General features: G+C 70.3%; 21 protein-coding genes. 14 read left to right on the top strand and 7 right to left on the bottom strand.

What is annotated here, in order from left to right; translation table 11 throughout:
- Window positions 1-126 precede the first annotated feature (126 nt).
- The 4 genes from AB0I32_RS16160 (at window position 127) to AB0I32_RS16145 (ending at window position 5,677) form a co-directional block, all read left to right on the top strand.
- On the top strand, window positions 127-2,865 hold the full coding sequence (locus AB0I32_RS16160; protein WP_357507694.1) for an AAA family ATPase: 2,739 nt from the start codon (window positions 127-129) through the stop codon (window positions 2,863-2,865).
- Window positions 2,866-3,043: 178 nt separating this feature from the next.
- Window positions 3,044-3,775, top strand: coding sequence for an ABC transporter ATP-binding protein (locus AB0I32_RS16155; protein WP_357507693.1), 732 nt, complete (start codon window positions 3,044-3,046; stop codon window positions 3,773-3,775).
- A gap of 2 nt (window positions 3,776-3,777) precedes the next feature.
- Window positions 3,778-5,124: an FtsX-like permease family protein gene (locus AB0I32_RS16150; protein ID WP_357507691.1), complete on the top strand. Its 1,347-nt coding sequence runs from the start codon at window positions 3,778-3,780 to the stop codon at window positions 5,122-5,124.
- Between the two features lie 94 nt (window positions 5,125-5,218).
- Window positions 5,219-5,677 (top strand): nuclear transport factor 2 family protein, encoded by a 459-nt coding sequence (locus AB0I32_RS16145; protein WP_357507689.1) that lies wholly within the window; start codon window positions 5,219-5,221, stop codon window positions 5,675-5,677.
- 69 nt (window positions 5,678-5,746) lie between these two features.
- On the opposite strand, the gene AB0I32_RS16140 is transcribed toward AB0I32_RS16145, so the two are convergent.
- Window positions 5,747-8,521, bottom strand: coding sequence for an AAA family ATPase (locus AB0I32_RS16140; RefSeq protein WP_357507687.1), 2,775 nt, complete (start codon window positions 8,519-8,521; stop codon window positions 5,747-5,749).
- Between the two features lie 74 nt (window positions 8,522-8,595).
- Here AB0I32_RS16140 and AB0I32_RS16135 point away from each other — a divergent pair, with 74 nt between their 5' ends.
- The 5 genes from AB0I32_RS16135 (at window position 8,596) to AB0I32_RS16115 (ending at window position 11,465) form a co-directional block, all read left to right on the top strand.
- Window positions 8,596-8,946, top strand: coding sequence for a helix-turn-helix domain-containing protein (locus AB0I32_RS16135; RefSeq protein ID WP_357507685.1), 351 nt, complete (start codon window positions 8,596-8,598; stop codon window positions 8,944-8,946).
- Between the two features lie 64 nt (window positions 8,947-9,010).
- Window positions 9,011-9,622 (top strand): type 1 glutamine amidotransferase domain-containing protein, encoded by a 612-nt coding sequence (locus AB0I32_RS16130; protein WP_357507683.1) that lies wholly within the window; start codon window positions 9,011-9,013, stop codon window positions 9,620-9,622.
- On the top strand, window positions 9,619-10,599 hold the full coding sequence (locus tag AB0I32_RS16125; RefSeq protein ID WP_357507681.1) for an aldo/keto reductase: 981 nt from the start codon (window positions 9,619-9,621) through the stop codon (window positions 10,597-10,599). Before AB0I32_RS16130 ends, AB0I32_RS16125 begins: the two co-directional genes overlap by 4 nt.
- Window positions 10,600-10,675: 76 nt before the next feature.
- Window positions 10,676-10,810 carry a hypothetical protein gene (locus tag AB0I32_RS16120; protein WP_357507680.1) on the top strand — a complete coding sequence of 45 codons (135 nt, stop codon included), beginning with the start codon at window positions 10,676-10,678 and terminating at the stop codon, window positions 10,808-10,810.
- A gap of 70 nt (window positions 10,811-10,880) precedes the next feature.
- Window positions 10,881-11,465, top strand: a complete 585-nt coding sequence (locus AB0I32_RS16115) for a TetR/AcrR family transcriptional regulator (RefSeq protein ID WP_357507678.1) — start codon at window positions 10,881-10,883, stop codon at window positions 11,463-11,465.
- A 16-nt stretch (window positions 11,466-11,481) separates the two neighbouring features.
- Here AB0I32_RS16115 and AB0I32_RS16110 read toward each other — a convergent pair whose 3' ends face one another.
- Together AB0I32_RS16110 and AB0I32_RS16105 are read right to left on the bottom strand one after the other, a co-directional pair.
- Window positions 11,482-11,769: a hypothetical protein gene (locus tag AB0I32_RS16110; protein ID WP_357507676.1), complete on the bottom strand. Its 288-nt coding sequence runs from the start codon at window positions 11,767-11,769 to the stop codon at window positions 11,482-11,484.
- Complete coding sequence (locus AB0I32_RS16105; RefSeq protein WP_357507674.1) at window positions 11,766-12,023, bottom strand: hypothetical protein; 258 nt, start codon at window positions 12,021-12,023, stop codon at window positions 11,766-11,768. Before AB0I32_RS16105 ends, AB0I32_RS16110 begins: the two co-directional genes overlap by 4 nt.
- An 89-nt stretch (window positions 12,024-12,112) precedes the next feature.
- On the opposite strand from AB0I32_RS16105, the gene AB0I32_RS16100 reads away from it, so the two are divergent.
- On the top strand, window positions 12,113-12,727 hold the full coding sequence (locus tag AB0I32_RS16100; RefSeq protein WP_357507672.1) for a TetR/AcrR family transcriptional regulator: 615 nt from the start codon (window positions 12,113-12,115) through the stop codon (window positions 12,725-12,727).
- Between the two features lie 616 nt (window positions 12,728-13,343).
- Here AB0I32_RS16100 and AB0I32_RS16095 read toward each other — a convergent pair.
- The 3 genes from AB0I32_RS16095 to AB0I32_RS16085 form a co-directional block, all read right to left on the bottom strand.
- Entirely contained in the window at window positions 13,344-15,521 is a 2,178-nt protein-coding gene (locus AB0I32_RS16095; protein WP_357507670.1) for an alpha-galactosidase, read from the bottom strand.
- Complete coding sequence (locus tag AB0I32_RS16090; RefSeq protein ID WP_357507669.1) at window positions 15,518-17,560, bottom strand: beta-galactosidase; 2,043 nt, start codon at window positions 17,558-17,560, stop codon at window positions 15,518-15,520. Before AB0I32_RS16090 ends, AB0I32_RS16095 begins: the two co-directional genes overlap by 4 nt.
- A gap of 107 nt (window positions 17,561-17,667) precedes the next feature.
- Window positions 17,668-18,828 carry an ROK family transcriptional regulator gene (locus tag AB0I32_RS16085; RefSeq protein WP_357507667.1) on the bottom strand — a complete coding sequence of 387 codons (1,161 nt, stop codon included), beginning with the start codon at window positions 18,826-18,828 and terminating at the stop codon, window positions 17,668-17,670.
- 182 nt (window positions 18,829-19,010) lie between these two features.
- Between AB0I32_RS16085 and AB0I32_RS16080 the strand changes: the two genes are divergently transcribed.
- From AB0I32_RS16080 to AB0I32_RS16065, 4 genes are all read left to right on the top strand, one after another.
- Entirely contained in the window at window positions 19,011-20,300 is a 1,290-nt protein-coding gene (locus AB0I32_RS16080; protein WP_357507665.1) for a sugar ABC transporter substrate-binding protein, read from the top strand.
- An 11-nt stretch (window positions 20,301-20,311) separates the two neighbouring features.
- Window positions 20,312-21,238, top strand: coding sequence for a sugar ABC transporter permease (locus AB0I32_RS16075; protein WP_357507663.1), 927 nt, complete (start codon window positions 20,312-20,314; stop codon window positions 21,236-21,238).
- A complete protein-coding gene (locus tag AB0I32_RS16070; protein WP_357507661.1) occupies window positions 21,235-22,146 on the top strand; it encodes a carbohydrate ABC transporter permease in 912 nt (303 codons plus the stop codon). The genes AB0I32_RS16075 and AB0I32_RS16070 overlap by 4 nt, the downstream gene beginning before the upstream one ends.
- Window positions 22,147-22,239: 93 nt before the next feature.
- Window positions 22,240-24,783, top strand: a complete 2,544-nt coding sequence (locus tag AB0I32_RS16065; protein ID WP_357507659.1) for a glycoside hydrolase family 2 protein — start codon at window positions 22,240-22,242, stop codon at window positions 24,781-24,783.
- Between the two features lie 128 nt (window positions 24,784-24,911).
- Here AB0I32_RS16065 and AB0I32_RS16060 read toward each other — a convergent pair whose 3' ends face one another.
- Window positions 24,912-25,877, bottom strand: a complete 966-nt coding sequence (locus AB0I32_RS16060) for a pentapeptide repeat-containing protein (protein ID WP_357507657.1) — start codon at window positions 25,875-25,877, stop codon at window positions 24,912-24,914.
- Window positions 25,878-26,141: the final 264 nt, after the last annotated feature.

Genomic DNA, 26,141 nt, shown 5'->3' with positions numbered 1-26,141 from the left:
CACGCTCGATCGCGTGCCAGACCAGCCTCAGCGCAGTGTCCATCGAATGCATCAGTCAGATGACGGTCCCTGTCCGTCCGTCGTCGGTATCAGAACGGCCCGCCGGGCCCAGCAAGGAGGGCAGCCATGATCGGGCGGTCCCAGGAACTGAACACTTTGGTCGGCCTGATCACACAGGTTGCTGGCAGCGGCAGGGCGGTCGTCGTGCAGGGCGACGCGGGAATCGGCAAGACGGCGCTGGTCGAAGCGGCTGCGGAACGTGCCGTTGACGCCGGCTACCGCGAGCTGCGGTGCACCGGGGTCCAGAGCGAGACGGTGGTCGGGTTCGCCGGCCTGCACGAACTGCTGCACCCGGTGCTCGGGCTGGTCGACTCGCTGCCCGCACGCCAGCGAGCCGCTCTGTCCACCGCGTTCGGCCTGGCCGAGGGCCCCGCTCCTGAACGGCTGCTGATCAACCTGGCAGTCCTCGGTCTGCTGGAGGAGGTGGCCTCGACACGACGGCTGCTCATCGTCGTGGAGGACCTGCAGTGGCTCGACAGGTCCACCGTCGAGACCTTGACCTTCGTAGCACGCAGACTCTCCAACGCGCCCATCCTGCTCCTGATCAGCGTCCGCACCGGAGTGGACGACCTGGACATCCACGAAGAACCGTTGTCCGGGCTGTCGGTGACCCGCATCCCACTCGTTCCGCTGGGCCCCGAGGAGGCCGGCGAACTGCTTGACGCGTTGCCGGTGCGCTTGAGCGCGCAGGCGCGACGCCGTGTGCTGGCCGAGGCAGGCGGCAATCCGCTGGCGCTGAAGGAGTTCGCGTCGTCGGTCAGCGCCCCAGGCGACGACACCCGGCTCCAGCCGCCCGGCTTGCTCCCGACCACCAGGCGTCTGGAGCAGGCCTTCCTCGGTACGGCCGCGATGCTGCCGCGAGCCAGCGGCCGCATGCTCCTTCTCGCCGCGACCGCCCACGACGCCGCGGTCAGCGAGCTGTTCGCGGCGGGACGCATGCTGGGCCTCGCGGAGGCCGACCTGGACGCGGTCGAACGAGCGGGACTGGTGTCGGTCGCCGGCGATCGGCTGACCTTCCGGCATCCGTTGGTGCGCTCGGCGGTCTACGGCGCGGCCACCACGGCCGAGCGTGCCGAGGTGCACCGCGCACTGGCCACCGTGACGGCAGACCTGAGCAGGGCGGCCTGGCATCGGGCGGCGGCGACCTACGAGCGTGACGAAGAGGTGGCTGCCGCTCTCGAGCACGCGGCCGAGGCCGCCCGGCAACGAGGGGGGCAGCCGGAGGCTGTGGCCGCTCTGCACCGAGCAGCTGCCTTGTCCCCGGAACCGGTCGAGCGTGCCCGCAGACTGGCGGCGGGGGCGGAGATCGCTCGTCGCGCGGGGGCGACCGCGGTTGCGGGGGAGCTGATCGACGAGGCGTTTCCTCTGGCCACCGACGCGAAGGTGCTCGTAGAGCTCGCGACGACGCGGTTGCTGCTCAGCAACACCGCGGGCACGCCAGGGCCCAGCCCGAGCGACCTGATCGCGCTGGCGCGCCGCCTCGCCGGTCCTGACGGTGAAGGACACCCTGAGGAGCGGGTCGCCGTTCTGTGGGGTGCCGCGATCGAGTGCTTCGGCAAGGCGCTGCCGGAGTCCGAGCGGCGCGCCGTCGAGGCGGAGCTCGTCGCGATCGATCTGGGTCGCTGGGACCCGGTCCAGCACATGGGGCTTGCGCTGCTGGACCCCGTCGGCAGGGCTGGGGAGGAGCGGCCGCAGCTGGGCCGGCTGGCCACCGTGATGTCTGAGGACCTCTTGGGCCAGCAGATCCTTGCGCTCACTGCAGAGTCGTTGCAGGACCTGTCCATGGCCTACCGGATCTGGTCCAGTACCGCGGATCTGGCGCGCCGGACCGGGTTTCCCAATGACGAGTGCCAAGCGCTGCGTGGGCGTGCCAACACCGGTCTGATGCTGGGTCGGTTGGTGCCGGCGTCGGACGATGCCGAGCATGCGCTTCGGATGTTCGAGGAGATGGGGCTGCCTGTCAGTACCGCTGCGACCGCCGCGGTCGCCGCCCGGGTCTGGGCCTGGCGCGGCGACCTGGTGCGCGCGTCCACAGCGCTCGCCCGTAGCCGGGAGCTCTCGGCGCGAGCGCCGCTCGCCCTGGTGACGGCGGACCAGGCGTGGGCCGGCGGAGTGATCGCACTGGCAGAACAGCGGTACGCGGATGCCTGGGCGGAGCTGAGCCACGTGTCCGTCCACCCGACGACGGCGCTCTGGGCGCTGGGCGACCTCACTGAGGCCGCCGTACGGGTGGGGCAGACGGACGCGGTGGCCGCCGCAGTGGACGCCGCGGGGGAGGCGGCTGCGGCGTTCGGTTCGGAGCACCTCGAGATGCTGGTGGCGCGTAGCCGAGCGTTGCTGTCCGACGGCCCCGCGGCCGGAGAGCACTTCCAGGAGGCGGTCGCCAAGGGCCAGGCTGCCGGGACGCCTCTGGAGCTGGCTCGTACCAGGCTGCTGTACGGCGGGTGGCTGCGCAGGCAGCGTCGTTCCCTGCCCGCCCGCGAACAGCTCGGCGAAGCGCTGCATCTGCTGGACACGGCGGGTGCACGACCGTGGGCGGAGCGGGCAGCCTCTGAGCTGCGTGCCGCCGGAGTCGCGCCCGTGCGCGCAGGGGGTGGGCCGGACCCGACCGGGCTGCTCACCCCGCAGGAGCTGCAAGTTGCGCGACTGGCCGCGCGCGGTCTCACGAACAAGGAGATCGCCGACCAGCTCTACCTGTCGCACCGCACCGTCGGGGACCACCTCTACCGGATCTACCCCAAGCTGGGCATCACCGCTCGGGGCCAGCTGCGCGACGCGCTCGCGGGAGCGGCCCGTCGCGGGTGAGAGGTCTCAGGGGCATCGATGCCGGAAGTACCGAGCCGGTCGTGAGAGGCGTTACCGGTCACTGACCAGTCATTTGACTGATGTTCGGTCATCGGAGCGCGACGACGATGAGGTCAGCCGCACGGCCCCGTGCGGCGGGTTCCTATGTTCGGGCTGACCGAACCGTGAATGCGAGACGATGACCCCGCTGCTCGACGCCCATGATCTGACCGCGACGTTCTCGGGTCCTACCGACGGCCCACCGGTGAAGGCGCTCCGAGGCGTCTCGCTCCGCGTGGAGCCGGGGGAGATGGTGTCGATCGTCGGTCCCAGCGGTTCGGGCAAGTCGACCTTGCTGTACTGCCTGTCCGGGCTGCACCCGGTGACGTCGGGCACGGTCCGGCTCCTGGGGCGGGACCTGTCGACGTTGCGGCGTGGCCAGCTCGCCCGCCTGCGCAGGGGACGTGTTGGCTTCGTCTTCCAGGCGTACAACCTGATCCCCGCCCTGACCGCGCACGAGAACGTCGCCCTGCCGGCACGGCTCGCCCGCCGGAGCCTCAGCGCCACTGACGTGGACCGGGCCCTGGCTCAAGTCGGTCTCGCCGACCGTGGCGGTCACCGGCCGTCGGCACTGTCCGGAGGACAGCAGCAGAGGGTCGCCATCGCCCGGGTGCTCGCCACCGGCCCGGAGCTTGTCTTCGCCGACGAGCCGACCGGTGCGCTGGACACGGCTGCCGGCGTCGAGGTGCTCGACCTGCTCCGCGAGACGGCATCCGGCGCTCGTTCGGTGGTGCTCGTCACGCACGACGTCACCGCCGCCGCCCGCGCCGACCGGGTCCTGGTACTCCGTGACGGGCTGGTCTTCAGGGAGCTCGTCCGACCGACCCCGGACGAAGTCTTCGCCGGGATCACCGACCGAGAGAAGGTCTGAACGTGTTTCGCCTCCTGACCCGGGACCTGGTGTTCAACGCGCGCATCTGGCTGGGGCTCGCCATGGTCGCCGCCGCCGGCGCGGCTTCCGTCGCCGTGAGCGCGAGCACTGCGGACGCCGCCTACCGTGCAACGGGTAACACCGCACTGGCCCTGTACGGGATCAGCGGTTCCTTGCTGGTCTTCACCTCGGTCGCGGCTGTCGTCGTGCTCAGCTCGGTAGCCGGCCTGACCGTGGCGCTGCACGAGCGTGACTACGCGCTGTGGCAGCTGGTGGGCTTCGGGCCCGGCGCGATCAGGACCGTCGTACTCGCGCAGCTGGCGGCCGTCGGGCTGGTCGGGGCGTTGGCCGGCTGCCTGGCTGCGGCGCCGTTGCTGCAGCCCTTCGCCGACTACGTGTTCGCGGGCTCCTCGGGGTTGGGCCGCGTGCAGCTGCGGCTGGGAGCGGTCGGCACCTTCGCGAGCGTCTTCGTGGTCGTCCTGCTGCTGCTCGCCGGTGGCTCGCGGGCAGCGCGCAGGGCTGGGCGCGTGACCGGCCTCGAGCTGCTGCGTGAGGCAGCGGTTCCCCGCCTGAGGATGACATGGTCGCGCTGGGTGCTGAGCGCAGGGCTCCTGACCGTGGTGACCTCGATGGCGCTGGGGCTGTTCGGCCGCGATGTCGCCGACCTGGAGACCTCGCTGTCACTGATTCCGCCCATGGTCGCGGGGCTGTTCGTGGCCGGGTCGCCGCTCGTGACCGCGCCCCTGACTCGGGCCTGGACCGGGCTGGTCCCCGCACGAGCGTCCGTGGCCTGGTACCTGGCCAGGAACGTCGCCTTCGCAGCCCTGGACCGCAGCACTGCCGCGATCAACCCTCTTGTGGTGACGATCGCACTCACCGGTGGCCTGTACACGGCGCACGGCATGGTCGCCTCGGTCGAGGCCGCGCAGACGGGCGCGCCGGCGACCGGGCTCCCGGCGCAGTTCGTCGTGCTGCTGCTGGGTGGTCCGCTGCTGCTGGCCGCCGTGGGGGCCGCGGCGACGGTCGCCATGTCGGGCAGGGCGCGCACGCGGGACGCCGCCCTGCTGGAGGCCGCCGGCAGCACCCCCGGGACGGTGGTGGCGTCAGCGGCCTTGGAAGCGGTCATCCAGGTCGGCACCGCGGCGCTGCTGGGCGTCGCAGCCGTCACGTGCGGGGCGCTGGCCGGCGCATCGGCACTCGGCTGGCAGACGCTGGGCGCCGCCACCACGGGGATCTCCGCGGTCGTCGTCACGGGCGCCGGCGGTCTGCTGCTCGTGCTGGCCGCGACCGTGATCCCGGCCGTCGTGCGCCTGCGGCAGGACCCGGTACGAGTGCTCGCCACCGAGTGACATCCATGGCCGCGCGACTGGAATGTCGGGAGCGCGACCAGAGTTATGGACGCGTCAGTCAAGACCATGCACCATCCACCCACAAGGAGCACAAGTGTCCACTATCGGCGATACCGGAAAGCGTCGCGAAGAAATCGCCATCGACTACTTCCGCAGGGTGGACGCGGGCGACCCCACGGTCATCGACCTCTTCACGCAGGACGCTCAGATGTTCTACCCCAAGTTCGGGTTCGCTCGTGGGAGGGCGCAGATCGGAGCGTTCGCGCAGGGCCTCAACCTGGGAATTGCGACACTCCAGCACGAGATCGAGGGCTTCACCGTGCTGTCATCCGGAAACTACGTGGTCGTTGAGGGCGCGGAAAACGGAACGACGCGTTCGGGCGTGGACTTCCCTGATGGTGTCACTTCCTTCGGACTGTTCTGCAACGTGTTCGAGTTCCAGGGTGACTTCATCAAGCGGCTCCATATCTACGTGGACCCAGACTTCGCCGGAACGCACGACGAGGGCGCGGCCTGGGGCAGATCGGTGCAGGACGGCGTCGGCAGCCTGTAGGCGTTCGCCAGCCTCAGGTCCCTGCCCTACGCGCGACGCCACGTTCGACTGTGCGTTGACCGTAGGGGCCTAGGCGGTCTCGTGGGCGGCGTCCGGTCGAAACAGGTAGGCGAGCTGTGCCCGGGTGGTGACACCCAGCTTCGGGAAGGCTCGGTAGAGGTGGGCTCCGACTGTGCGATGCGACAGGTAGACCTGGTCGGCGATCTCTTTGTTGGACAGCCCTGACGCCGCGAGCTGTGCGATCTGCAGCTCCTGCGGTGTCAGATTGCCGGCCACGTCCGGCGCGTTCTTCGACGCTGGCGAAGGTGCCCGTTTGCTTCCGGCGGCCCGGAGCTCCGCCGCAGTCCGGTCGACGAGCCCGACGGCACCGACTTGTTCGAACTCGCTCAGCGCCGCCTTCAGGTGTACGCGTGCGTCGACGATGCGACGGCGACGGCGTAACCACTCGCCGAGAGCAAGCTGCGACCGCGCCGCCTCGAAGGGAGCCTGCGCACGGCGGGCCTCCTCGATCGACCGCAGATAGTGCTCCTCGGCGTCAGTGCCCTCGGCAAGGATGGCCCGGGCTCTGTGCACGATCGCCCAGACGAACGGCGCACCGAGCGCTTCGGCCTGTTCCTCGGCCTGCGCGACGAGCACGCGGACTGCATCGGTCCTGCCGGTGCGAACCCCCGCCTCCACCCGGTCGGCGAGAGCCCACAACGCCGTCGACGGATGGCTGGAGACTCTGCTCAGCTCCAGCCACGCATCGGAGTAGCGGCCCTCGCCCATCGCGACGAGACCGGCCGCCCAGCGCGCGCGGGTGCTGATGAGCGCGTGCTCGTGGCGCCCGCTCAGCTCGTCGGCGTCCCGCACCCGGTGCAGCGCTTCGGTGGACGCGCCACGTAGTGCGTGCACGAGGGCCGCCACCGCTGCTGATGCCGCGGCGGTCCGCGGCGAGCCGGTCATCTCGCTGAGCCGGATCGACTGCTCGCAGTCGGCCAGGGCTCCGGCGAGCTCGCCGGCGAGCAGCAGGATCATCGAGCGTGCCTGGAGCGCTGTCGCCTCGTCGGAGGCCGTGCCCGCATCCTGGTTGAAGGTCAGGTAGTCGTCCGCCGCCCGCCGGGCGGTGACCAGGTCGTGCACGCTCTCCGCGACCCGCTGCATGAAGGCCAGGTACTGACTGGTGCCCGGATCGCGCTCCCTGCCGTCGACCAGGGCTGCCTCCTTGATCCCGTCGTAGACCTGCGCGAGCTGCGGTCGGATCGTCGGTGCCTGGGACACCGGATCGGCCAGCGTGAGCACGATGCGTTGCAACAAGCCGTCCTCGGCGGCCACCAGCTGCCGGGCGCTCTCACGGATCCGTTCGACCAGCTCGTCGTCGGCCCCCATCGTCCAGGCGCGGGCCACGACCGACCCCAGAGCGCGGGTGCGCAGCATCAGGGTCTCGGCCCGGGACGGCGCCTGGAGACCGGCGGCGACCACCAGCAGCTCGTCCAGGCCGCGCGCAGGCATGCCGTCGGTCATGGCGAGCATGGTCTCGGTGGTGACCAGGAGATTGATGTCGGCCGCGGACTCGGCGACGGGCAGGATCTCGTCCAGGATGTCTCGGGCCTCTGCCGCTGCGCCTGCCTCCCGTGCGTACTCTGCCGCGACCGCCAGGCGGTGGATGCGATCGGCCGGTGCAGGCGAGAGCACTGCCGCGCGGCGCAGGGCAGCGACCGCCTCGGGAAGCGCTCCGCGCAGCCGCGCAGTGTCGGCCATGGCCGCCAGCTCGGCGGCGACTGCCTCGTCCTTCGTCAGGGTTGCCGCGGCACGGTGCGACACCGCCCGAACCGGGTCACCGGAGACGGCCGCGAGCCGACGGTGAGCGGCGGCCCGCTCGCTGGTCGAGGCCGCACCGTAGACGGCGGAACGCACCAGCGGGTGCCCGAAGACCACATGGTCGCGATGAACGCTGACGAGCCTGCTGTGCTCGATCGGGCCCAGGTCGTCCACGGTGATGCCCAGATCCCGGCCGGCGAGCAGCAGCTCGGGCAGCGAGGCCCGGGCATCGTCTGCCGACGCGAGAAGCAGCAACTGACGACTGGCGTCGGGCAGGGAGGCGAAGTCCCCGAGGAACGACTGCTCGAGGCGGCGGCTGGTCGGCAGGCGCGCAGGCAGCAGAATCCGGTCCGCGTCCTTGCCCGCCAGGACGGTGGAGAACTCCCGGATTGCCAGCGGGTTGCCGGCGGCCTCGGCGACGACCCGCTCACGCAGCCGGTCCGGGAGGAGAGGGCGGAAGTGGGCAACCAGATCTGCGGCCCGCGCGTCATCGAGCGGTTCCAGCCGGAGGGCCGAGCCGGCGGACGGGAGAGTCGTAAGGCCCCCGACCGCGGGCCGCAGGGTCGCCACCATCAAGATGGGCGCGTTGCCCAGCCGGCGCGCCACGAAGTCCAGTACGACGATGCTCGACCGGTCGACCCAGTGCAGGTCCTCGACGACCACCACCAGCGGTCGTGAGCTCGCTGCATCCTCGAGCAGGCCGAGTGCCGCCAGGTTGATCAGGAGCGGATCCGGCTGCCCCCCGTCCAGCTCGCCGAAAGCGGTCAGGAGCGCATGCCGATGACGTGCCGGGAGATTCGACGCGGCGCCCAGCAAGGGGTGCAGCAGCTCGTGTACGGCGGCGAACCCGACGTCGAGCTGACCCTCACTACCCGCGCAACGGATCACCTGGAGACCGCGTTCTGTCGCCAGCGACGCGAGCCCGTCGACAAGCGTCGTCTTCCCGATGCCCGGCTCGCCCTCCACGACGACCACCTGACCTCCTGGCCCAAGAGAGTCCAGTGCCCCGAGAAGCTCCGCCAGCTCGTCCTCGCGTCCGATCATCGTCTGCTCGCGCCTGCACCTTCCGGCAACTCTCGGCACTTCCGGGCACTCACCCGACGAGGTATGTTCGACACATGACGAACTATAACGCCGGAGGTGATCGATTTCCGGAACCGGCAGCGGAGACGCTCGACCTCGTCGCCGTGCTCAAGGCGCTCGCGGACCCTGTGCGTCTGGTCATCCTCCGGAGGCTCTCGGACGGCGCGACGCACTCGTGCACCGTGACGGAATATGGCGTGCAGGTCAGCAAGTCGACGCTGTCGCACCATTTCAAGACGCTCCGCGAGGCGGGGGTGACGCGGACCCATGTGACAGGCAGGGAGCACGCGGTCGAGCTGCGACGGACGGACCTGGACGCCCGATGGCCAGGGCTGATCGACGGCGTTCTCGCCGCAGTGGCCGTCGAGGGAATAGTTCGACGCTGATCGAACGTTGTCTCGTCTGTCGCAGCCGATCCAAGGGCTGCCCAGGTCAGAAAGCTACGAAGAGATGACTGTTCCGAGCGCCGTGGAGACCACAACGGTCCCCGCCGTCATCGAAGACAACCGCGCAGCGCTGCGCCCTGACATCCCGAGCGCCGGCCGGATCGCCATCCTCACCGGCGACCAGGTCGAGGACACCGAGTTCTTCTACCCCTACTACCGGTTCACCGAACAGGGCTATGACGTCGACGTACTCACCGCCGACGGCCAGGGGTTCACCGGATACCGCGGCCTGCCACTGCGCACCGGCACCAGCCCGATCGAAGGCGCCCACGCCGGCGACTATGACGCCCTCTTCATCCCCGGCGGCCTCGCACCCGCGGCACTTCGCCAGGACCCGCAGGCACTCTCCTTCGTCCGATCGTTCGCCCAGACGGGACGCCCGGTAGGCGCGCTGTGCCACGGTCCGCAGGTCCTGATCAGCGCCGGCCTGGCCCAGGGGCGCCGGATGACGGCATGGCGCGACGTGGCGCCCGAGATCAGCCAGGCCGGCGGCATCTACGTCGACGAGAGCACGGTCGAGGACGGCCAGTTCCTGACAGCACGCAAACCCGGGGACATGCCGCGCCAGCTGCACCGCTTCCTTGCCATGATCGAACAGGACAGGAGCAACCGTTGAAGACGCGAACCCTGGGCAACGCCCTTACGGTCCCCGTGCAGGGCTTGGGTGCGATGGGGATGAGCGCCTTCTACGGCCCGTCCGACCAGAACGAGGCCGCGGCGACCATCCGCGGAGCGCTCGATCTGGGCATCACACTGATCGACACGGCTGAGGCCTACGGTCCGTTCCGTAACGAGGAGGTCATCGGTCGGGCCCTGGGGTCCCGCAGGTCAGAAGCCATCATCGCCACCAAGTTCGCCACCGAGTTCGACGACGAGGGGCACCCCCACGGTCTCAACGGACGACCCGAATACGCGCGCCGCGCAGCAGAGCGGTCCCTGCGCCACCTCGGCACCGACGTCATCGACCTCTACTACCTACACCGCGTAGACCCTGCGGTCCCCATCGAGGAGACCGTCGGAGGCATGGCCGAGCTGGTCAAGGATGGCTTGGTGCGACACATCGGCCTGTCGGAGGTCTCCTCGGAGACCATCCGACGAGCGCATGCGGTACATCCCCTGACCGCCGTCCAGTCCGAGCTCTCGCTCTTCACCCCCGATGTGCTGCACAACGGAGTTCAAGACACCTTGGACGAGCTCGGAATCGGCCTCGTTGCGTTCTCACCCCTCGGCAGGGGATTTCTCACCGGTCAGATCACACGGATCTCCGACCTGGCCGACGGCGACGCACGCCGCGGACTGCCGCGGTTCCAACCGGACGCCATCGCCGCGAACCTCGAGGTCGTGGAACGGGTACGTGAGATCGCGGCCCGGCTCGGTGCCACCCCCGGGCAGGCTGCCATCGCCTGGGTCCAGGCAATGGGAGCTGTTCCAATTCCCGGCACCCGCCACCGTCGCCGGCTGGCGGAGAACGCGGCCGCTGCGGACCTCGTGCTGAGCGCGGACATGCTCGCAGAGCTGAACGGAGCCGTCGCTCGAGCCGGTGTCACCGGCGCGAGGGACACTGACGCGGGCCTCGCCAGAATGCACGCATAGATCCAGTGAGCCGACGGCCGGCTGAGATCTGGCTGTCACGCACCACTTCCGGGCGACGTCCAGGTCCGGCCGGTGTGTGACGGCGCTCCGCAGGAACATTGCCGCCGCGATCAGTCATGGCGCAGGGCTTGGAGGCAAGACCTACGCGCTGGACAAGGACGAGCTCGCCGAAGGTCTCGGCGCGCCGCCGCTCGCGGACGTTCACCGCTGAGTCAAGCGAGAGACGCTACGAGCCCCATTTTGGACTAGCAAGTCCAGAACATTGTTCGTAGGGTCGTACCGTGAAGCTCACGCCGAAGGGACAGGCGACCCGGCAGCGCATCATCGTCGGGACCGCCGAGTACCTGCGCGGCAACGACGCCGGCGCCGTCACGCTGGACGACATCCGGGCGGTGACCAGCACCAGCAAGGGGCAGCTCTTCCACTATTTCCCCGACGGCAAGGAGGAACTGCTGCTCGCCGTCGCCCAGCACGAGGCAGACCGTGTGCTGATCGACCAGGAGCCGTACCTGAGCAGGCTTGACACCTGGGAGTCATGGCAGGCGTGGCGCGATGCCCTCCTCGCGCGGTACCGCGCACAGGGCCGGCTCTGCCCGCTCGGCGCGCTCATGGACCAGGTATCGAGCACGCCGGGAGCCGCCGACGTGGTGAGCGAGCTGCTGGGGCAGTGGCAGCAGCGGGTCCGGTCCGGTGTCCTCACCATGCAGGGCGACGGACTGGTCAGTGCCGACGTTGACGCCGACCGGGTGGCCGGGGCCTTCGTGGCCGGGATCCAGGGCGGTGTGCAGGTGCTGCGCGCGACTGGCAGCACCGATCAGCTCACGTCGATGCTCGACCTGCTGATCGACTACCTGCGCCGGGCATGACGGTGCACGCGGCCGTTCACCCGACGTCCGCCCGCGTGCCGAGCAGAGGCTCCAGTGCCATGTCCAGCGCCGTCTCGAGGTAGGCCACGCGTCGCGTCGCGCGGAGCATGACGACACCGCCCTGGATCGCGGTGAGGATGCTGCGCGCCGTGTCGCGCACCGGCCGGGCAGCGAGGGTGGCATCGCTGGTGACCAGCGCCTGAACACCCGCAATCAGAGCGCCTTCCCACCGGTCGTACAGATCCATGACGATGAGGCGCGCCTCGGGTGACGAGCTGCCGAGCTCGGAGGTCAGGGAGCTCATGGGGGCACGCTCAGCACGATGAGGTCGAAGTCGTGGTCCGGCGCCAACTCCTCGCGGTAGCGCACCGGCCACTTCTCGACCACGGATTCTCCCCGTACCCGCCGCCGCGTGTCGAGCAGATCAAGGTCGATCGTTTCGCCGTACTCCGCCGCGCGGCCCGGCCGCACGTAGAACTCGACGTCATGCCCGGCACGTTCCAGAGTCCAGCCGTTCACGGTGGCGTTCACGCCTCGTCCGAACATCAGGATCTTCATGCTGTACCTCGATGGGCTAGGCTAAAACTGGAGATCATCTCCACTTCAAAATATGGAGATGATCTCCATCTGTCAGTGGGAGGTATCGCATGAACGCCACCAAGCCGCTGCGTGCCGACGCCCAGCGCAACCGTGAGGCCCTGCTCGCCACGGCCCGGGAGGTCCTCGACGCCGGAGACTTCTTCGACCTGCGCTTCGACGACTTCGCCCGCCTGGCCGGTGTGGGTACCGGCACGCTGTACCGCCATTTCCCCACCCGGGAGGCGCTGGCCGAGGCGGTCTACCACGAGGAGGTCGCCACGCTGAGCGCCCGTGCGTACGAGCTGCGGGCCACGCTGCCCGCGGAGGAGGCTCTGGCGGTCTTCCTGCGAGGCGTGGTCGACCACATGGACGCCAACCAGGGCCTCGCCCGGACGCTGGCCACGCTCATGGCCACCCGCTCGGGTGCGCTCGCCGAGGGTGGCCGGGCACTGGAGCAGGCTGTCGGCGACCTGGTGGCCGGCGCCGTGCGAGACGGCGTTGTCCGCGACGACGTGGAAGGCGGCGCCATCATGATGGCGCTGCATGGCATTGGTGCGGCCCATGACCACCGCCCGGGTTGGCGGGCGGAGGCAGACGGTGTCATCACGCTCTTGCTGGACGGGCTGCGCTTGCCACCTATGAGCGGGCCACGAGGAGACTCTGACAATTCGCGCTTGCGATAGGCGGCCGGCGCACCTGCTGCGACCCCGGCTCGCGGTCGACGGAAAACCCGCACTGCTCAAGGCAGTGGATGCGTGCTCTCGGGATACGGGTAGCTGCTGCGGCGACGATTGCCAGGTCTTCGCTCGCGGACAGTCTCGCCACATCGTGGTGGCTACGACCGTGCGTCACATCTGCCTGGGGTGTCCGGTCGAAGATGCGTCAGAGGTGGTCGAGTCGCAGGTAAGGACGAGTCTCACCGGGTTTCACCGGGGCGGCGTGGGCCGCTATGCCGGAAGCAGAGAGCGACTGGACCCGCTCGTCACCGACCTCTGACACGCTGGCCTCTTCCGCTGGTCAGTCGGCGAGGTTCTGGCACGTGCGCGACGCCGTGTTGGAACCTCGCCGGTGCGGACCCTGCCGCCGTGTCCTCGGCTGTGTCTGTGGTCTGGTGCCCCGCTATCCCACGGGCACGGCTACGCACCAGCGCGGCCGAGCATCCAACGCGCTCCTCGCGAGCGACTACCGCGTCCTGTTGCGCAACTGAAGGTGTTGCTCCGCACGTGTGGCTGCTCGCTGGTGAAGGCTGCTGGCCTGGTGAGAGGCCAGGCCAGCAGCCTTTGTCGTACTCAGTCGTACTCAGTCGAGCGCGTCGAGCTCGATGATGACGGCGCGCGCAGGGTGGAGCAGCGGAAGCCGCAGCCCGACCGCATCGAGCGCCGAACCGGTCACCTCAGCGGGACTGTCCGCATCTGTGAACAGCGGGGGAACGGCGCGCGGGAGAGCCGCGGGAAATGGCGCAGTCACGCGGTAGTGGCGTTCCGCCGTCAGCCCGGGGATGCGGAGCAGCGTCGGCAGCGCGCGGACGCCGCTCGCCGACCGGGCCAGGCTCACCACCCCCACGCCCTCGTCGGGCGCGACGACGACCGTCGCGCTCGTACCCGCGTCGCCGGTGGGCGGATGGTGCACGGTGCCCGAGTGCAGCAGCGGCCGTAGCCGCTTGTACGCCGCGATGCCGCCGCGCAGCTGTTCGAGCTCGTCCGGCGTGCACGCGGTGATGTCCCACTCAATGCCGAAGTGGCCGAACATCGCCACGGCGATCCGGAAGTCGAGCCCTGTCGCCCGCTTGGTGGTGTGCGCAACGGGTGGGCCGACGTGAGCGCCGATGAGCTCCGGTGGCAGGAGCAGCTCGGTCCAGCGCTGGATGGCGAGCCGCTCGACCGGGTCGTTCGTGTCGGAGGCCCACACACGGTCCGTGTGCTCGAGGATGCCGAGGTCCACGCGGGCCCCGCCCGACGCGCACGACTCGATCTCCAGCCCTGGATGCCGCGCCTTGAGCGCTGCGAGCAGCCGGTAGACCGCCTCGGTGTGGCGATGCACGTTCGCCCGCCCGGCGCTGACGGCCTCGATGAGGTCACGGTTCTGGTCCCACTTGATGTAGTCGAGGCGGTACTCGGCCACGAGCGCCGAGATCGCCCCCAGCAGGTGGTCGAACACCTCCGGCCGCGACACGTCCAGCACGAACTGGTTGCGCCAGGTGCGGACCTGGTTCTCGACCGGCTGCAGCAGCCAGTCGGGATGCTCGCGCGCGAGCCGCGAGTCGAGGTTGACCATCTCGGGCTCGAGCCACAGCCCGAACTCCATGCCCAGTCCGCGCACGAGCTCGACGAGCGGATGCAACCCGTCCGGCCACGGCTCGGGGTCCACCTGCCAGTCCCCGAGGCTGGTCGTGTCGTCACGGCGGCCGAGGAACCAGCCGTCGTCGAGCACGAACCGCTCCACACCGATGTCCGCCGCGAGGCGGGCGAGCTGCTGGAGCTTGCCCAGGTCATGGTCGAAGTAGACGGCCTCCCAGGTGTTGAGCGTGACCGGCCGCGGGCGGCGCGGGTGCTGCGGCCGGCTGCGCACGAACTGGTGGAAGCGCCGCCCGATGCCGTCGAGACCCTGGTCGCTCCACACGAACATCGCGGCGGGCGTGCGGAACGAGCCTCCCGGCTCGACGGTGATCTCTCCCGGGCGCAGGAGCGGACCCGCGCCCAGCACCGTGCGGCTCTCGGGCAACGCGTCGACGCGATGGACGGAGTCGCCGCTCCACGCGAGGTGGACCGCCCACAGCTCGCCGTGGGTGTCGCCGAACCCTTCGGTCCCGAGCGCGAGCACCAGGGGAGAGTCGTGCCCTGTGCGGCCGCGGCGCGACTCGCGCGCGTGGCTGCCCTGGACGAGCGGACGGCGCTGGGGTGCGCGCTCACGCGTCCAGCGGCCGGAGAAGTCGAGCACCTCCGCGGCGAGGTCGCCGACCGGCATCGTCGCCTCGAGGATCGCGAGGTCGACCGGCTCGGCGGACGTGTTGTGCAGCTCGTGCTCGACCTTCAGCACCCCTGACGGGTCGAGGGTGAGCTCGATGACGACGCTCAGCCCGTCCGCCTCGCCAGTGATCCGCAGGTGCCGCTCGTCGCCGTTGGCGCTGTCGGTGGTGGCAGTGGTGGTGCGACGCCAGCGCGGCAGCAGCGCGCGCCGTCCGACATGGCCGGCGAGGCCCGGGCGACCCTCCCACCCGTCATGCTCGCCCGGCAGCAGCGTGAGCGGCCAGGGCGTGTCGAGCGCGCTGGGCGACGGCGGACGCGCCACCGCACGCAGCAGGTGCCGCGCGGTGGCGTCGTCCAGCGGGCCGATGTCGCGGCCCCAGTGCACCACCTCCGGCAGGCCGTCCTCCGGCACCGCGACCACGACGGCGACGCCGGCCGCACGCAGCACACGGACCGAGGCCTCGGCGGACGCCGGCGTTGTGGTGGTCGGATCGGTGGCTTCGAGGGTCACTCGGCCGCGCCTTCGCGGAGGACGACGACGCCGCCGGCGGGCACGACCGCCTTGCCGTCGAACGATGCGTCGTCGAGCAGTGACTGCCCCGAGACGGCTACCGTCTCGTCGGCATCAGAGTGGTTGACGAGGAACAGCACGTCGCCGTCCGGCGTCCGCCGTCGGACCGCCTCGATGCCGCTGCTCGCCTCGACCGCGCGAGGCAGACCGAGCTCGTCGATGAGACGGTCGGCGATGCGCTCGGCGGAGCCGAGCGGCAGCTGGGCCGCCACGTACCAGGCGGCCCCCTCACCGACCGCGTGACGGGCGACCGCGGCGCGGCCGGCGGAGTTCCCGTCGGCGTAGGCGACGACAGCCTCGGCGCCGTGCAGGTTCGTGTCCTCGGTCCAGTCGGTGACCTCGCCGCCGTCGGAGAGGCGCACCGTCTCGCCCTCCTGCAGCGGGCGGAACTCCTCGGTGGTGATCCCGAGCAGGTCGCGGAACGCGCCCGGGTAGCCGCCGCCGCGCACGCGGCCGGTCCCGTCCACGACACCGGAGAGGTAGGTGACCAGCGCCGTGCCGCCGTCGCGCACGAACGCCTCGATGCGTGCCGCCTGGGCGTCGGAGACGACGAACAGCGTGGGCAGGACGACGAGGTCGTAGCCGTCGAGGTCCGCGTCGACCGGAAGCACGTCGACGAGCACCTGCCGCTGCCAGAACACCCGGTGCCACAGCCGCGTCTCACGGGTGTACCGCAGCGCGCGGTGCGGCTTGAGGCCCTGCTGCAGCGCCCAGGCCGACTCCTCGTCGACGAGCAGCGCGACCTTCGCGGGCTCCACCGGGGAGCCGGCGACACCCCGCAGCCGCCGCAGCGCGTCACCGAGCTGCACGATCTCGCGCCATACCCGGCTCTCGGTGCCGGCATGGGGCAGCATCGCGGAGTGGAACTGCTCGGCTCCGGCGGTGGAGGCCCGCCACTGGAAGAACATCGCGCCGTCAGAGCCGCGGGCCACGTGCGCGAGCGCGTTGCGGAGGATCTCGCCAGGCGCCTTCGCGCGGTTGCGCTGCTGCCAGCTCGGCGCTCCGGTCGAGTGCTCCATGAGCAGCCACGGCGTGCGGTCGGCGGTCAGGCCGCGCATCCGGTCGGCGGCGAAGGCGAGGTCCTGCTCGCGGACCGGGTCGTTCACGATCGTGTAGTGGTCGTTCGCCACGACGTCGACGTGCCGCGCCCAGTCGGAGTAGTCGACGACGTGGCGGCCGGAGCCGACCATGAAGTTGGTGGTCACGGGCGCTTCGCTGTGCGCACGGAGCACCGCAGCCTCGGCGAGGTAGTGCCCCAGCAGCTCGTCGGAGGAGAAGCGCTCGAAGTCGAGGAACAGCCCCGGGTTCACCTTGTGCTGCTCGCGCCGGGGCGGCTCGATGTGGTCGAGGTCGGTGAACGTGTGACCCCAGAACGCGGTGCCCCACGCGGCGTTGACCGCCTCGACGGTGCCGTACTCCGCGCGCAGCCACTCGCGGAACCGAGCCGCCGTCACCTCGCAGTAGCAGCGCGCGTTGCCGCCCCCGAGCTCGTTGCTCACGTGCCAGAGCCGGACGGCCGGGTGGTCGCCGTAGCGCTCGGCCAGGGCGGTGGTGATCCGCAGCGCGTGCTCGCGGAACACCGGCGAGCTCGCACACCAGCCGAGCCGGCCCCCGGGCTGCTCGCGCACGCCGTCGGCGTCGACGGGCAGGATCTCCGGGTGCTCGTGCAGCAGCCAGCTCGGCGGAGCCGCGGTCGGGGTGGCGAGGTCGATCGCGATGCCGGAGTCGTGCAGCAGGCCGATGACCTCGTCGAACCAGCCCCAGTCATATTCGCCCTGGCGTGGTTCGAGCAGCCCCCACGAGAACACGCCGAGCGTGACGATGTTGACGCCGGCCTCGCGCATGAGCCGGACGTCCTCGCGCCACACCTCGGGCGCCCACTGCTCGGGGTTGTAGTCGCCCCCGTAGCTCAGGCCAGTGGTCGGCCACGCGCTCGGAGCGCGGCGGGTGGTCGGACGTTCGGATGAGCGACGGGCCACGGGGCATCCCCTTCGATGTCGGTGCGGGGACGGTCGTGCCCCGGCGCTCAGACTGCTCGGGGAGACGGTCGTTTGTCAATCGATGGAACAAAGGCGGTGTGCTGGGCTCAGAAACGGAGCATCGTGCGGATGCCCAGCACGGCGCCGCCGCGGGCCCACTCGTCGAACTCGAACGGCTGCACGTCGACGGCGGGTGCGGGGACGCCGGGGGCGAGCGCCCGCTCGATCATCGCGTGCACCTCGCGGCCGGCCAGCTCCATGACGACGAGCCCGTCACCGGCGAGCACTATCTTCTCCGGGTCGAGGGCGTTCGCCACGGTGCCGATGAGCACGCCGAGCGCCTGTCCCGCGTCGATGAAAGCGCGCCGGGCGCCGGCGTGGCCGTCGCGGGCGAGCTCCACGACGCCGGCGAAGTCGAGGCCGGGGATCCGGAGCGCGTCGACGATCGCCTGGTTCGGCAGCAGCGCGCTCACGCAGCCGCGATGTCCCGAGCCGCAGACGGGGCCTGCGGTGTCGACGGGCAGGTGGTCGAGCCGGCCCGCGCGCCCGTGGTGGCCGGTGACCAACCGGTTGTCGACGACGAAGCCGAAGCCCACGCCGGCGCCGACGGTGATGAGAGCGAGCGAGCTGCAGCCTGCTCCGGCGCCGAACCAGTGCTCGGTCGCGGTGAGCGCGCGCACGTCGTTCTCCGCACCGGTGGGGATGCCCAGCCGGTCCGTCAGGCGTTCGGCCAGGTACACGTCTTTCCAGCCCAGGAACGCCGAGCTGGCGACGATCTGGCGGCCGTCCATGACGGCGAGGTCGCCCGCGAGGGCGACACCGCAGGCGACGATCGTGCCGTAGGCCTCGGCGAACCGGACGTGGATCGCGGCGATCTGGTCGATCACCGCGTCCGGTTCCCGCGACCCGATGGGTTCCTCGTGGGTCGCCACGATGCGCGCGCCGAGGTCGGTGACTACGGCGTACACGGTGTCGCCGGTGAGCTTCACCCCGAGGAAGTGCCGCGCGTCGTGGCGCACCACGAGCAGCTCGCTGGGCCGTCCGGTCGCGCCGCGCAGCTCGACGTCGCCCTCGGCGACGAGCCCGTGGTCCATGAGGGCTCGGGTGACCCGGGTCAGGCTCGCGCGGGAGACGCCGAGCCGGCGTGCGATCTCGGCGCGGGGGAGCGGCCCGTGGATGAGCAGCTCGCGCAGCACTCCGCGCTCGGCGTCGGCCAGCGCCGGCCACTCCATCGCGCTCGATGGCACCTCGGACTGCGTTCGCGACATCCCGCACCTCGTCTCCTATAGCCCCGGATCCTAACCGGCTACCGGGATGGAACGGGTCGCGTCGCCTCCCGCAGCGAGTAAACCCTCTTTGTTTCGCTTGTTGACAAAGCATGCCCCCGCCGCCATGCTTTGGTCCAGTTGGCGCGTGATCGCCGACTCGCACCAGTCAAAGGAGACACCCCATGCGAATCCGACCCCTTGTGGCGTCCGCGGCCGCCGTCATCAGCGTCGCCGTCCTGAGCGGCTGTGGTGCCGCCGCCGGCGATACCGGAGGCCCCGTCACCCTGGAGCTCTGGGCGTGGACGGCCGAAGGCAAGAGCGTCGTCGACCAGTGGAACAGCGAGAACCCGGACATCCAGGTGAAGCTGACCGACGCGGGCGGTGGCGACGAGTCGTCCGCCAAGCTGCTCACGGCGTCGCGTGCCGGGAACGCCCCCGACCTCGCGCTCGTCGAGTACACGACCCTGCCCTCGCTGATCGTCGCCGACGTCCCGCAGGAGATCACGGACTACGTGGACGACGTGCAGGACGTCTTCACCGAGGGCACCTGGGCGCAGACCACCTTCGACGGCGCCGTGTTCGGCGTGCCGCAGGACGTCGGCCCGATGGCGTTCGTCTACCGGCAGGACCGTTTCGAGGAGCTCGGCGTCCCCGTGCCCACCACGTGGGAGGAGTTCCGCACAGCGGCCGCCACGGTGCAGGAGGCCGACCCGGACGCCGTCATCACGAGCCTGCCGCCCACGGAGTTCGGCTTCTTCGCCGGTGTCGCAACGCAGGCCGGCGGTCAGTGGTGGTCGGTGGACGGCGACGAGTGGACGGTCGGGATCGCCGACGAGGCGTCGCTCGAGGTGGCCGACTACTTCGAGGAGCTCGCCACCGACGGGCTCATCCAGACCGAGCCGCTGCTGACCCCGGAGTACAACGCGATGCTCAACGACGGCACCATGCTGTCCTGGCCCTCGGCCGTGTGGGCACCGAGCGTCATCGAGTCCGTCGCCCCCGAGACCGCCGGCCACTGGGCGATGGCGCCGCTGCCGCAGTGGACGCCCGGCGACAAGGCGGTCGCCTACCAGGGCGGTTCGGCCCTCGTCGTGACGAAGGACAGCGAGCACCCTGAGGAGGCGGCCGAGTTCGCCAAGTGGCTCAACGCCAGCGAGGAGGGCAGCACCCTGCTCCTGGACACGCAGAGCCTCTACCCGGCCTCGGACCTGGGCCAGGAGATGGCGGAGAGCAACGACCCACCGAGCCTCATGCCGCAGCAGGACGACTTCTACTCCGTCGCCGCGGACATCTCCTCCGACACCGTCCCGGTGACGTGGGGCCCGAACGTGAACCTCGCCAAGTCGGTCTTCGAGGACGAGCTGGGCAAGGCCATCAAGAACGGCACACCCTGGCGGGACGCGTTCGTCGCCACGCAGGACGCCGTGGTGGCCGACATGAAGGAGACCGGGTTCACTGTGAGCAACGGCTGAGGACGGCGAAGATGTCGACCACCGCACAGGCCCCGCGCCGCCGTCCCCGGCGGGCGCAGGTCGCGCCCTACCTGTTCACTGCCCCCGCGGTGATCCTCTATATCGCCTTCATGCTCATCCCGGTCGGTTACGCCGTCTGGCTGAGCCTGCGCGCCTACCGCATCGAGGGCGCGCTCCTGGGGCGCAAGACGGACGTGTTCGTCGGCCTCGACAACTACGTCACGGTCCTGACCAACCCGGAGTTCGCCGCCGGCTTCGGCCGGCTCGCGATCTACGGCGTCATCGCGGTGCCGCTCACGCTCGGCCTCGCGATGCTGTTCGCGCTCGTGCTCGACACCCCGGCCGCGCGGCTCAAGCGGTTCGGCCGCACGGCGATCTTCATCCCCTATGCGGTGCCCGGCGTCGTCGCGGCGCTGCTGTGGGGCTTCATGTACCTGCCGAGCACGAGCCCGTTCTCGTACATCACGCGGGCGCTCGGGCTGGGCACCATCCCGTTCCTCGAGGAGCAGGGCCTGTTCGGCTCGCTGGCGAACATCGCGGTCTGGGGCGGTGTCGGGTTCAACATGATCATCATCTACACGTCGCTGCGGAGCATCCCCAGCGAGATCTACGAGTCCGCCCGCCTCGACGGCGCCAGCGAGACCCAGATCGCACTGCGCATCAAGGTGCCCCTCGTGGTGCCGGCCCTCGTGCTCACCGGCGTGTTCTCCCTGATCGGCACCCTGCAGCTGTACAGCGAGCCCGCGACCCTGCAGCCGATGACGAGCGCCATCTCGAACACCTGGGTCCCGCTGATGACCATCTACCGCGACGCCTTCGGGACCGACGACCTGCCCCAGGCGGCCGCCGCGTCCACCGTGCTCGCCGTCGGGACCGTGCTCGTCTCGGTGATCATCCTGCGGATCGTCAACCGCAAGCGCATAGGAGTCGAACGATGACCACCACCACCGCCCGGCCGGCGCCGGCGCTGACCGCCCGGCGGCGTCCGTCCGACCGCGCCCGCAACCGCGCCCGCCAGGGCGGCTGGGGCGTGCTGCCCACGATCGTGCTGCTGGTCGGCGCCATCTACTGCCTCATCCCCGTGATCTGGGTGTACGTGGCCGCGAGCAAGACCCGCGGCGAGCTGTTCACCACCTTCACCTTCGCGCCCGGCACCGGGCTGTGGGAGAACCTGGTCGCGCTGTTCGCCTACGAGGGCGGGCAGTACCTCCTGTGGTGCCTCAACTCGCTGGTCTACTCCGGCGTCGGGTCGCTGCTCTCGGTGCTCGTCTCGACCATGGCCGGATACGCGCTCGCGAAGTACACGTTCCCCGGTCGCTCGTTCCTGTTCCTGTCGATCCTCGCGGGCGTGCTCATCCCGGGCATCGTGCTCGCGGTGCCGCAGTACCTGCTGCTGTCGCAGCTCGGGCTCGTCGGCACCCACTGGTCGGTGCTGCTGCCCAGCATCATCAGCCCCTTCGGCATCTACCTGTCGCGGGTGTACGCGATGTCGGCGGTGCCGCAGGAGACCCTGGAGGCCGCGCGCATCGACGGCGCGGGGGAGTGGCGCATCTTCCAGACCATCGTGCTGCCGCTCATGGTGCCGGGCATGGTCACGGTGTTCCTGCTGCAGTTCATCGGCACGTGGAACAACTTCCTGCTGCCGTACATCATGCTGTCGGACCAGGACCTGTACCCGCTCACCGTCGGCCTGTTCACCCTGCTCGCGAAGGGATCGGGCTCGCCGGCGCTCTACTCCGTGGCGATCGCCGGCGCGGCGGTGTCGATCATCCCGCTGCTCACGCTCGTGCTGTTCCTGCAGCGCTACTGGCGGCTCGACCTCGTGTCGGGCGGGCTCAAGGGATAGCGCCGGTCGCGACCGGCGTACCTCGCCTCCAACCCGCTCTGAATCGCCCTGCTCTGTTTCGACCCGCTCTACCCGACCCGAAAAATGAGGACCATGCAGATCCATGACCTGGGCGGCGACGCCTGGACCGTTCGCGCCCTGTCCGGACCGGTGCCCGAGCAGCTGCGCGAACCGCTCACGGCCGGCATCCCGGCAACCGTCCCGGGTGTGGTGCATCTCGACCTGCTCGCCGCTGGGCTCATCCCCGACCCGTACGACGGGGAGAACGAGGCGGCAGTGCAGTGGATCGGGCTGACCGACTGGGAGTACTCACGCACCTTCGACTGGGCGGGAACCGGCGAGGCGCGCACGCAGCTCGCGGCCGACGGTCTCGACACCGTCGCGACGGTCACCCTCAACGGCGTCGAGGTCGGCCGCACGGCGAACCAGCACCGCGGCTACCGCTTCGACATCGCCTCGCTGCTGCGAGACGGCGACAACGAGCTGCGGGTCACGTTCCGCTCGCCCGTCGAGTACGCCCGGGAGCAGGAAGCGGTGCTCGGCGAACGGCCGCACACGAACCACCACCCCTACAACGCCATCCGCAAGACAGCGGCGAACTTCGGCTGGGACTGGGGCCCCGACCTCGCGACCTCCGGTATCTGGAAGGCGCTACGGATCGAGAGCTGGTCGGGTGCGCGGATCGCGAGCGTACGCCCGCTCGTCGCCCTGGACGGATCAGCCGGGCGGCTGACCGCGCATGTCGCCCTCGAGTGGGCGGGCTCCGACCTCGTCGATGTGTCGCTCGATCTCGAAGGTCAGGTTCTGTCGGCGTCCGCGCAGCCCGGGGTGGCCGAGATCGTGCTCCAGCTCGAGGTGCCCGACGTCGAGTTGTGGTGGCCGCGCGGCCACGGCAAGCAGCGGCTCTACCCGCTCACCGTCACCGTCCCCGGGCAGCGGTGGGAGTCGCGCGTCGGCTTCCGCGACATCACGCTCGACACGGCGCCGGACGATGCGGGCACGCCGTTCACGATCGTCGTCAACGACCGCCCGGTGTACGCCAAGGGGGTCAACTGGATCCCCGACGACACGTTCCTTCCCCGCATCACGCGGAACTCCCTCGAACGCTCCCTCACCGACGCCGTCGAGGCCAACGTGAACCTCGTCCGCGTCTGGGGCGGCGGGATCTACGAGAGCGAGGAGTTCTACGACCTCTGCGACGAGCTCGGGCTACTGGTCTGGCAGGACTTCCTCCTGGCGTGCGCCGCGTACTCCGAGGACGAGCCACTGTGGAGCGAGTTCGAGGCCGAGGCGCGCGAGGCGGTCACACGGCTCACCGCGCACCCGAGCCTCGCGCTCTGGAACGGCGGCAACGAGAACCTCGTGGGCTGGGTCGACTGGGGGTGGCGCCCGCGGCTGGCCGGCGCGTCCTGGGGCGACCGCTACTACACGGAGCTCTTCCCGGGGATCGTCGCCGAGCTTGCCCCCGGCACCCCCTACTCCGACGGCAGCCCGTTCGGCTTCTCGAAGTACGTGCACCCCAACGACCCGGCCCACGGCACCGTGCACATCTGGGACGTCTGGAACCAGGTCGACTACACGCACTACCGCAGCTACCGGCCTCGCTTCGTCTCTGAGTTCGGATTCCAGGGCCCGCCCAACTGGTCGACGCTCACTGCGGTCGTGCACGACGAGCCCCTTGACCCCTTCGGCCCCCAGATGCTCGTGCATCAGAAGGCGAATGACGGTAACGGCAAGCTCGACCGCGGTCTCGGCGCGCACCTGCCACAACCCCGCGACATCGACACTTGGCACGCGACCACGCAGCTCAACCAGGCCCGGGCTGTCGGCTACGGGATCGACTGGTTCCGGTCCCTCTTCCCGCTGAACACCGGTGCGATCGTCTGGCAGCTCAACGACTGCTGGCCCGTTGTCTCGTGGGCTGCCGTCGACGGTCTCGGTGGCCGCAAGCCACTCTGGTACGCGCTGCGCAAGGCCTACGCCGACCGGCTGGCGACGATCCAGCCCTCATCCGCCGGCGTCGCCCTGGCGCTACACAACGACTCCACCGAACCGTGGAGCGCACACGTCGTGCTGCGCCGGATCACTCTCGACGGCACCGAGCTCGCCCGACACGAGACGGATGTGCTGATCGAAGCACGCTCGCTGGAGAGGCTCGAACTCGTCACCGAGCTGCTAGTGCCCGCCGACCCCACCGAAGAGCTCGTCGTCGCCGAGCTGTCGACAGGCGAGCGTGCACTGCACTACTTCGTCGAGGACACGAAGCTTGCCCTGCGCGACGACGCCCTGATCATCGAGACTGCGCGTGACGGAGGCGAGGTAGTGCTGCGGTTGAGCTGTGCATCCGTGGTCAAGGACATCGTCGTGCATGCCGACCGAGTCGACCCCGAAGCGGTCACCGACGACTCCCTCATCACGGTGCTGCCCGGTGAGACACGTGAGCTGCGCATCCGTACTTCCGCCGAGCCCGAGGCATTCACCTCAGCCCCGGTTCTGCGTTCGGTCAACGACCTCACCCGACAACACCCCGCCGGGTGCCGGGCTCGACGATCGCGCGAGACCACCACGAACACGACGCTACCCGTCACCGACCCCGCGTCCGGTGTCGCCGCGACAGCCAGTCGCGACGACACCTGACGCACAGGGTCACGCAGAACGTTGAGCACGGTGCACGTCAGTGATCGACACAATGCCACCACGCGCACTGCTGCCGATGGACCGGTTCGCCGAGCCGACTGATCGATGAAATCCCACTGATGCCCCCGTCACAGGCTCTCGGCCAGCCCGATGTCCTCGCGCGTCCAGTCGGGCAGCAGGTCGTCGTAGAAGGCGGTGACGTCCTTGGCGGGCGTGTCCTGCGGGGGTTGCCCGGTCGATCCCTCCGCGCAGTCCGGGGTGGGCATCTTCCAGACGCCGCCAGCCACCAGTTGCGCGCCGACCTGGGGGAACCGGTCGACCTCGCAGCGCTCCCCGTAGTCGCCGCACTGGACGCGGCCGCCGTCGGGCAGCTCGCCGTAGGAGGCGACCTGCTGCACCACGCCGCCCCGGCGGGCCTGGGCGAACCCCTCCTGGCAGTCGATCGTGGCCCAGCCGTCCGCGGAGTCGTCGGTGGACGAGCCGATCTGGAGCCCTGTCATCGTGACCCGCGTCAGGGCCAAGGTCGAGCCCTCGTCCGAGTCGCTCTCCACCTGGACCCCGTCGAGGCTCGTGTCCACGAACGACACCTCACCTGTGGGCGACCGGAACACGGACCCGAACAGGACCGCCCCGTCGAACGTGGAGCCGTCGAGGTTGCCGCCGATCGACGCGGCCGGTGCGAAGAGGTTGACGGCCGAGACCCGCTCCAGCGAGCCGTCGACCAGCAGTGCGCCCGTGAGGTTCGCGCCGTCCAGCCGCGCGCCGGTCAGGTCGGCACCTGTGAAGTCGGCGCAGGTCTCCGCGTGGTCCCTCGCCCAGCCGCCGTCCGGTACGTAGTGCACGGGGCAGCCGAGATCCAGTCCCGACAGGTCGGCGTCGCGCAGGTTCATCCCGCGGAACGGCTTGGGGCCCTCGGGGGCGTCGCGGATGGTCTCGCGGATGAACGTCACGTTGGCCAGCACCTGGTCGCGCTCGGCGCGGCCGGCCTCGACGGTCTGGGTCTGCTGCTCCCGCTTGTCGTCGATCGTCGCCTGGTAGCCGGCCAGCAGCAGGCCGACGGCGAGGCTCGACACGACGCCGATCGTGACGTCCACGATCCATCGACGGTCCGGTCGTGGCGGGGCGGATGGGCTGGTCGGCGGTGTGCCGTCCGGCCCGGACGAGGGCTCCGACCGTGGGGGAGCCTCCTTGAGAACTGTGTCCATTGCGTGCGAAGTCCTTCGGTCAACTGGGGCAAAGCCGACATAGCATGACCAAAGGTGCTACTGAACACAAGGCAAGACCCGCTGGTCGGACGCTGTGAGACGAGCCCGTCGGCGATGCGAGTTCGCGCAGTGGGCGTTCTGTCTGCGGTGCGG

It is taken from the genome of Promicromonospora sp. NPDC050249, from assembly GCF_040656015.1.
Lineage (GTDB): Bacteria > Actinomycetota > Actinomycetes > Actinomycetales > Cellulomonadaceae > Promicromonospora.
The sequence above is the reverse complement of the archived record's forward strand: the minus strand, read 5'-3'. Positions and strand labels throughout refer to the sequence as shown.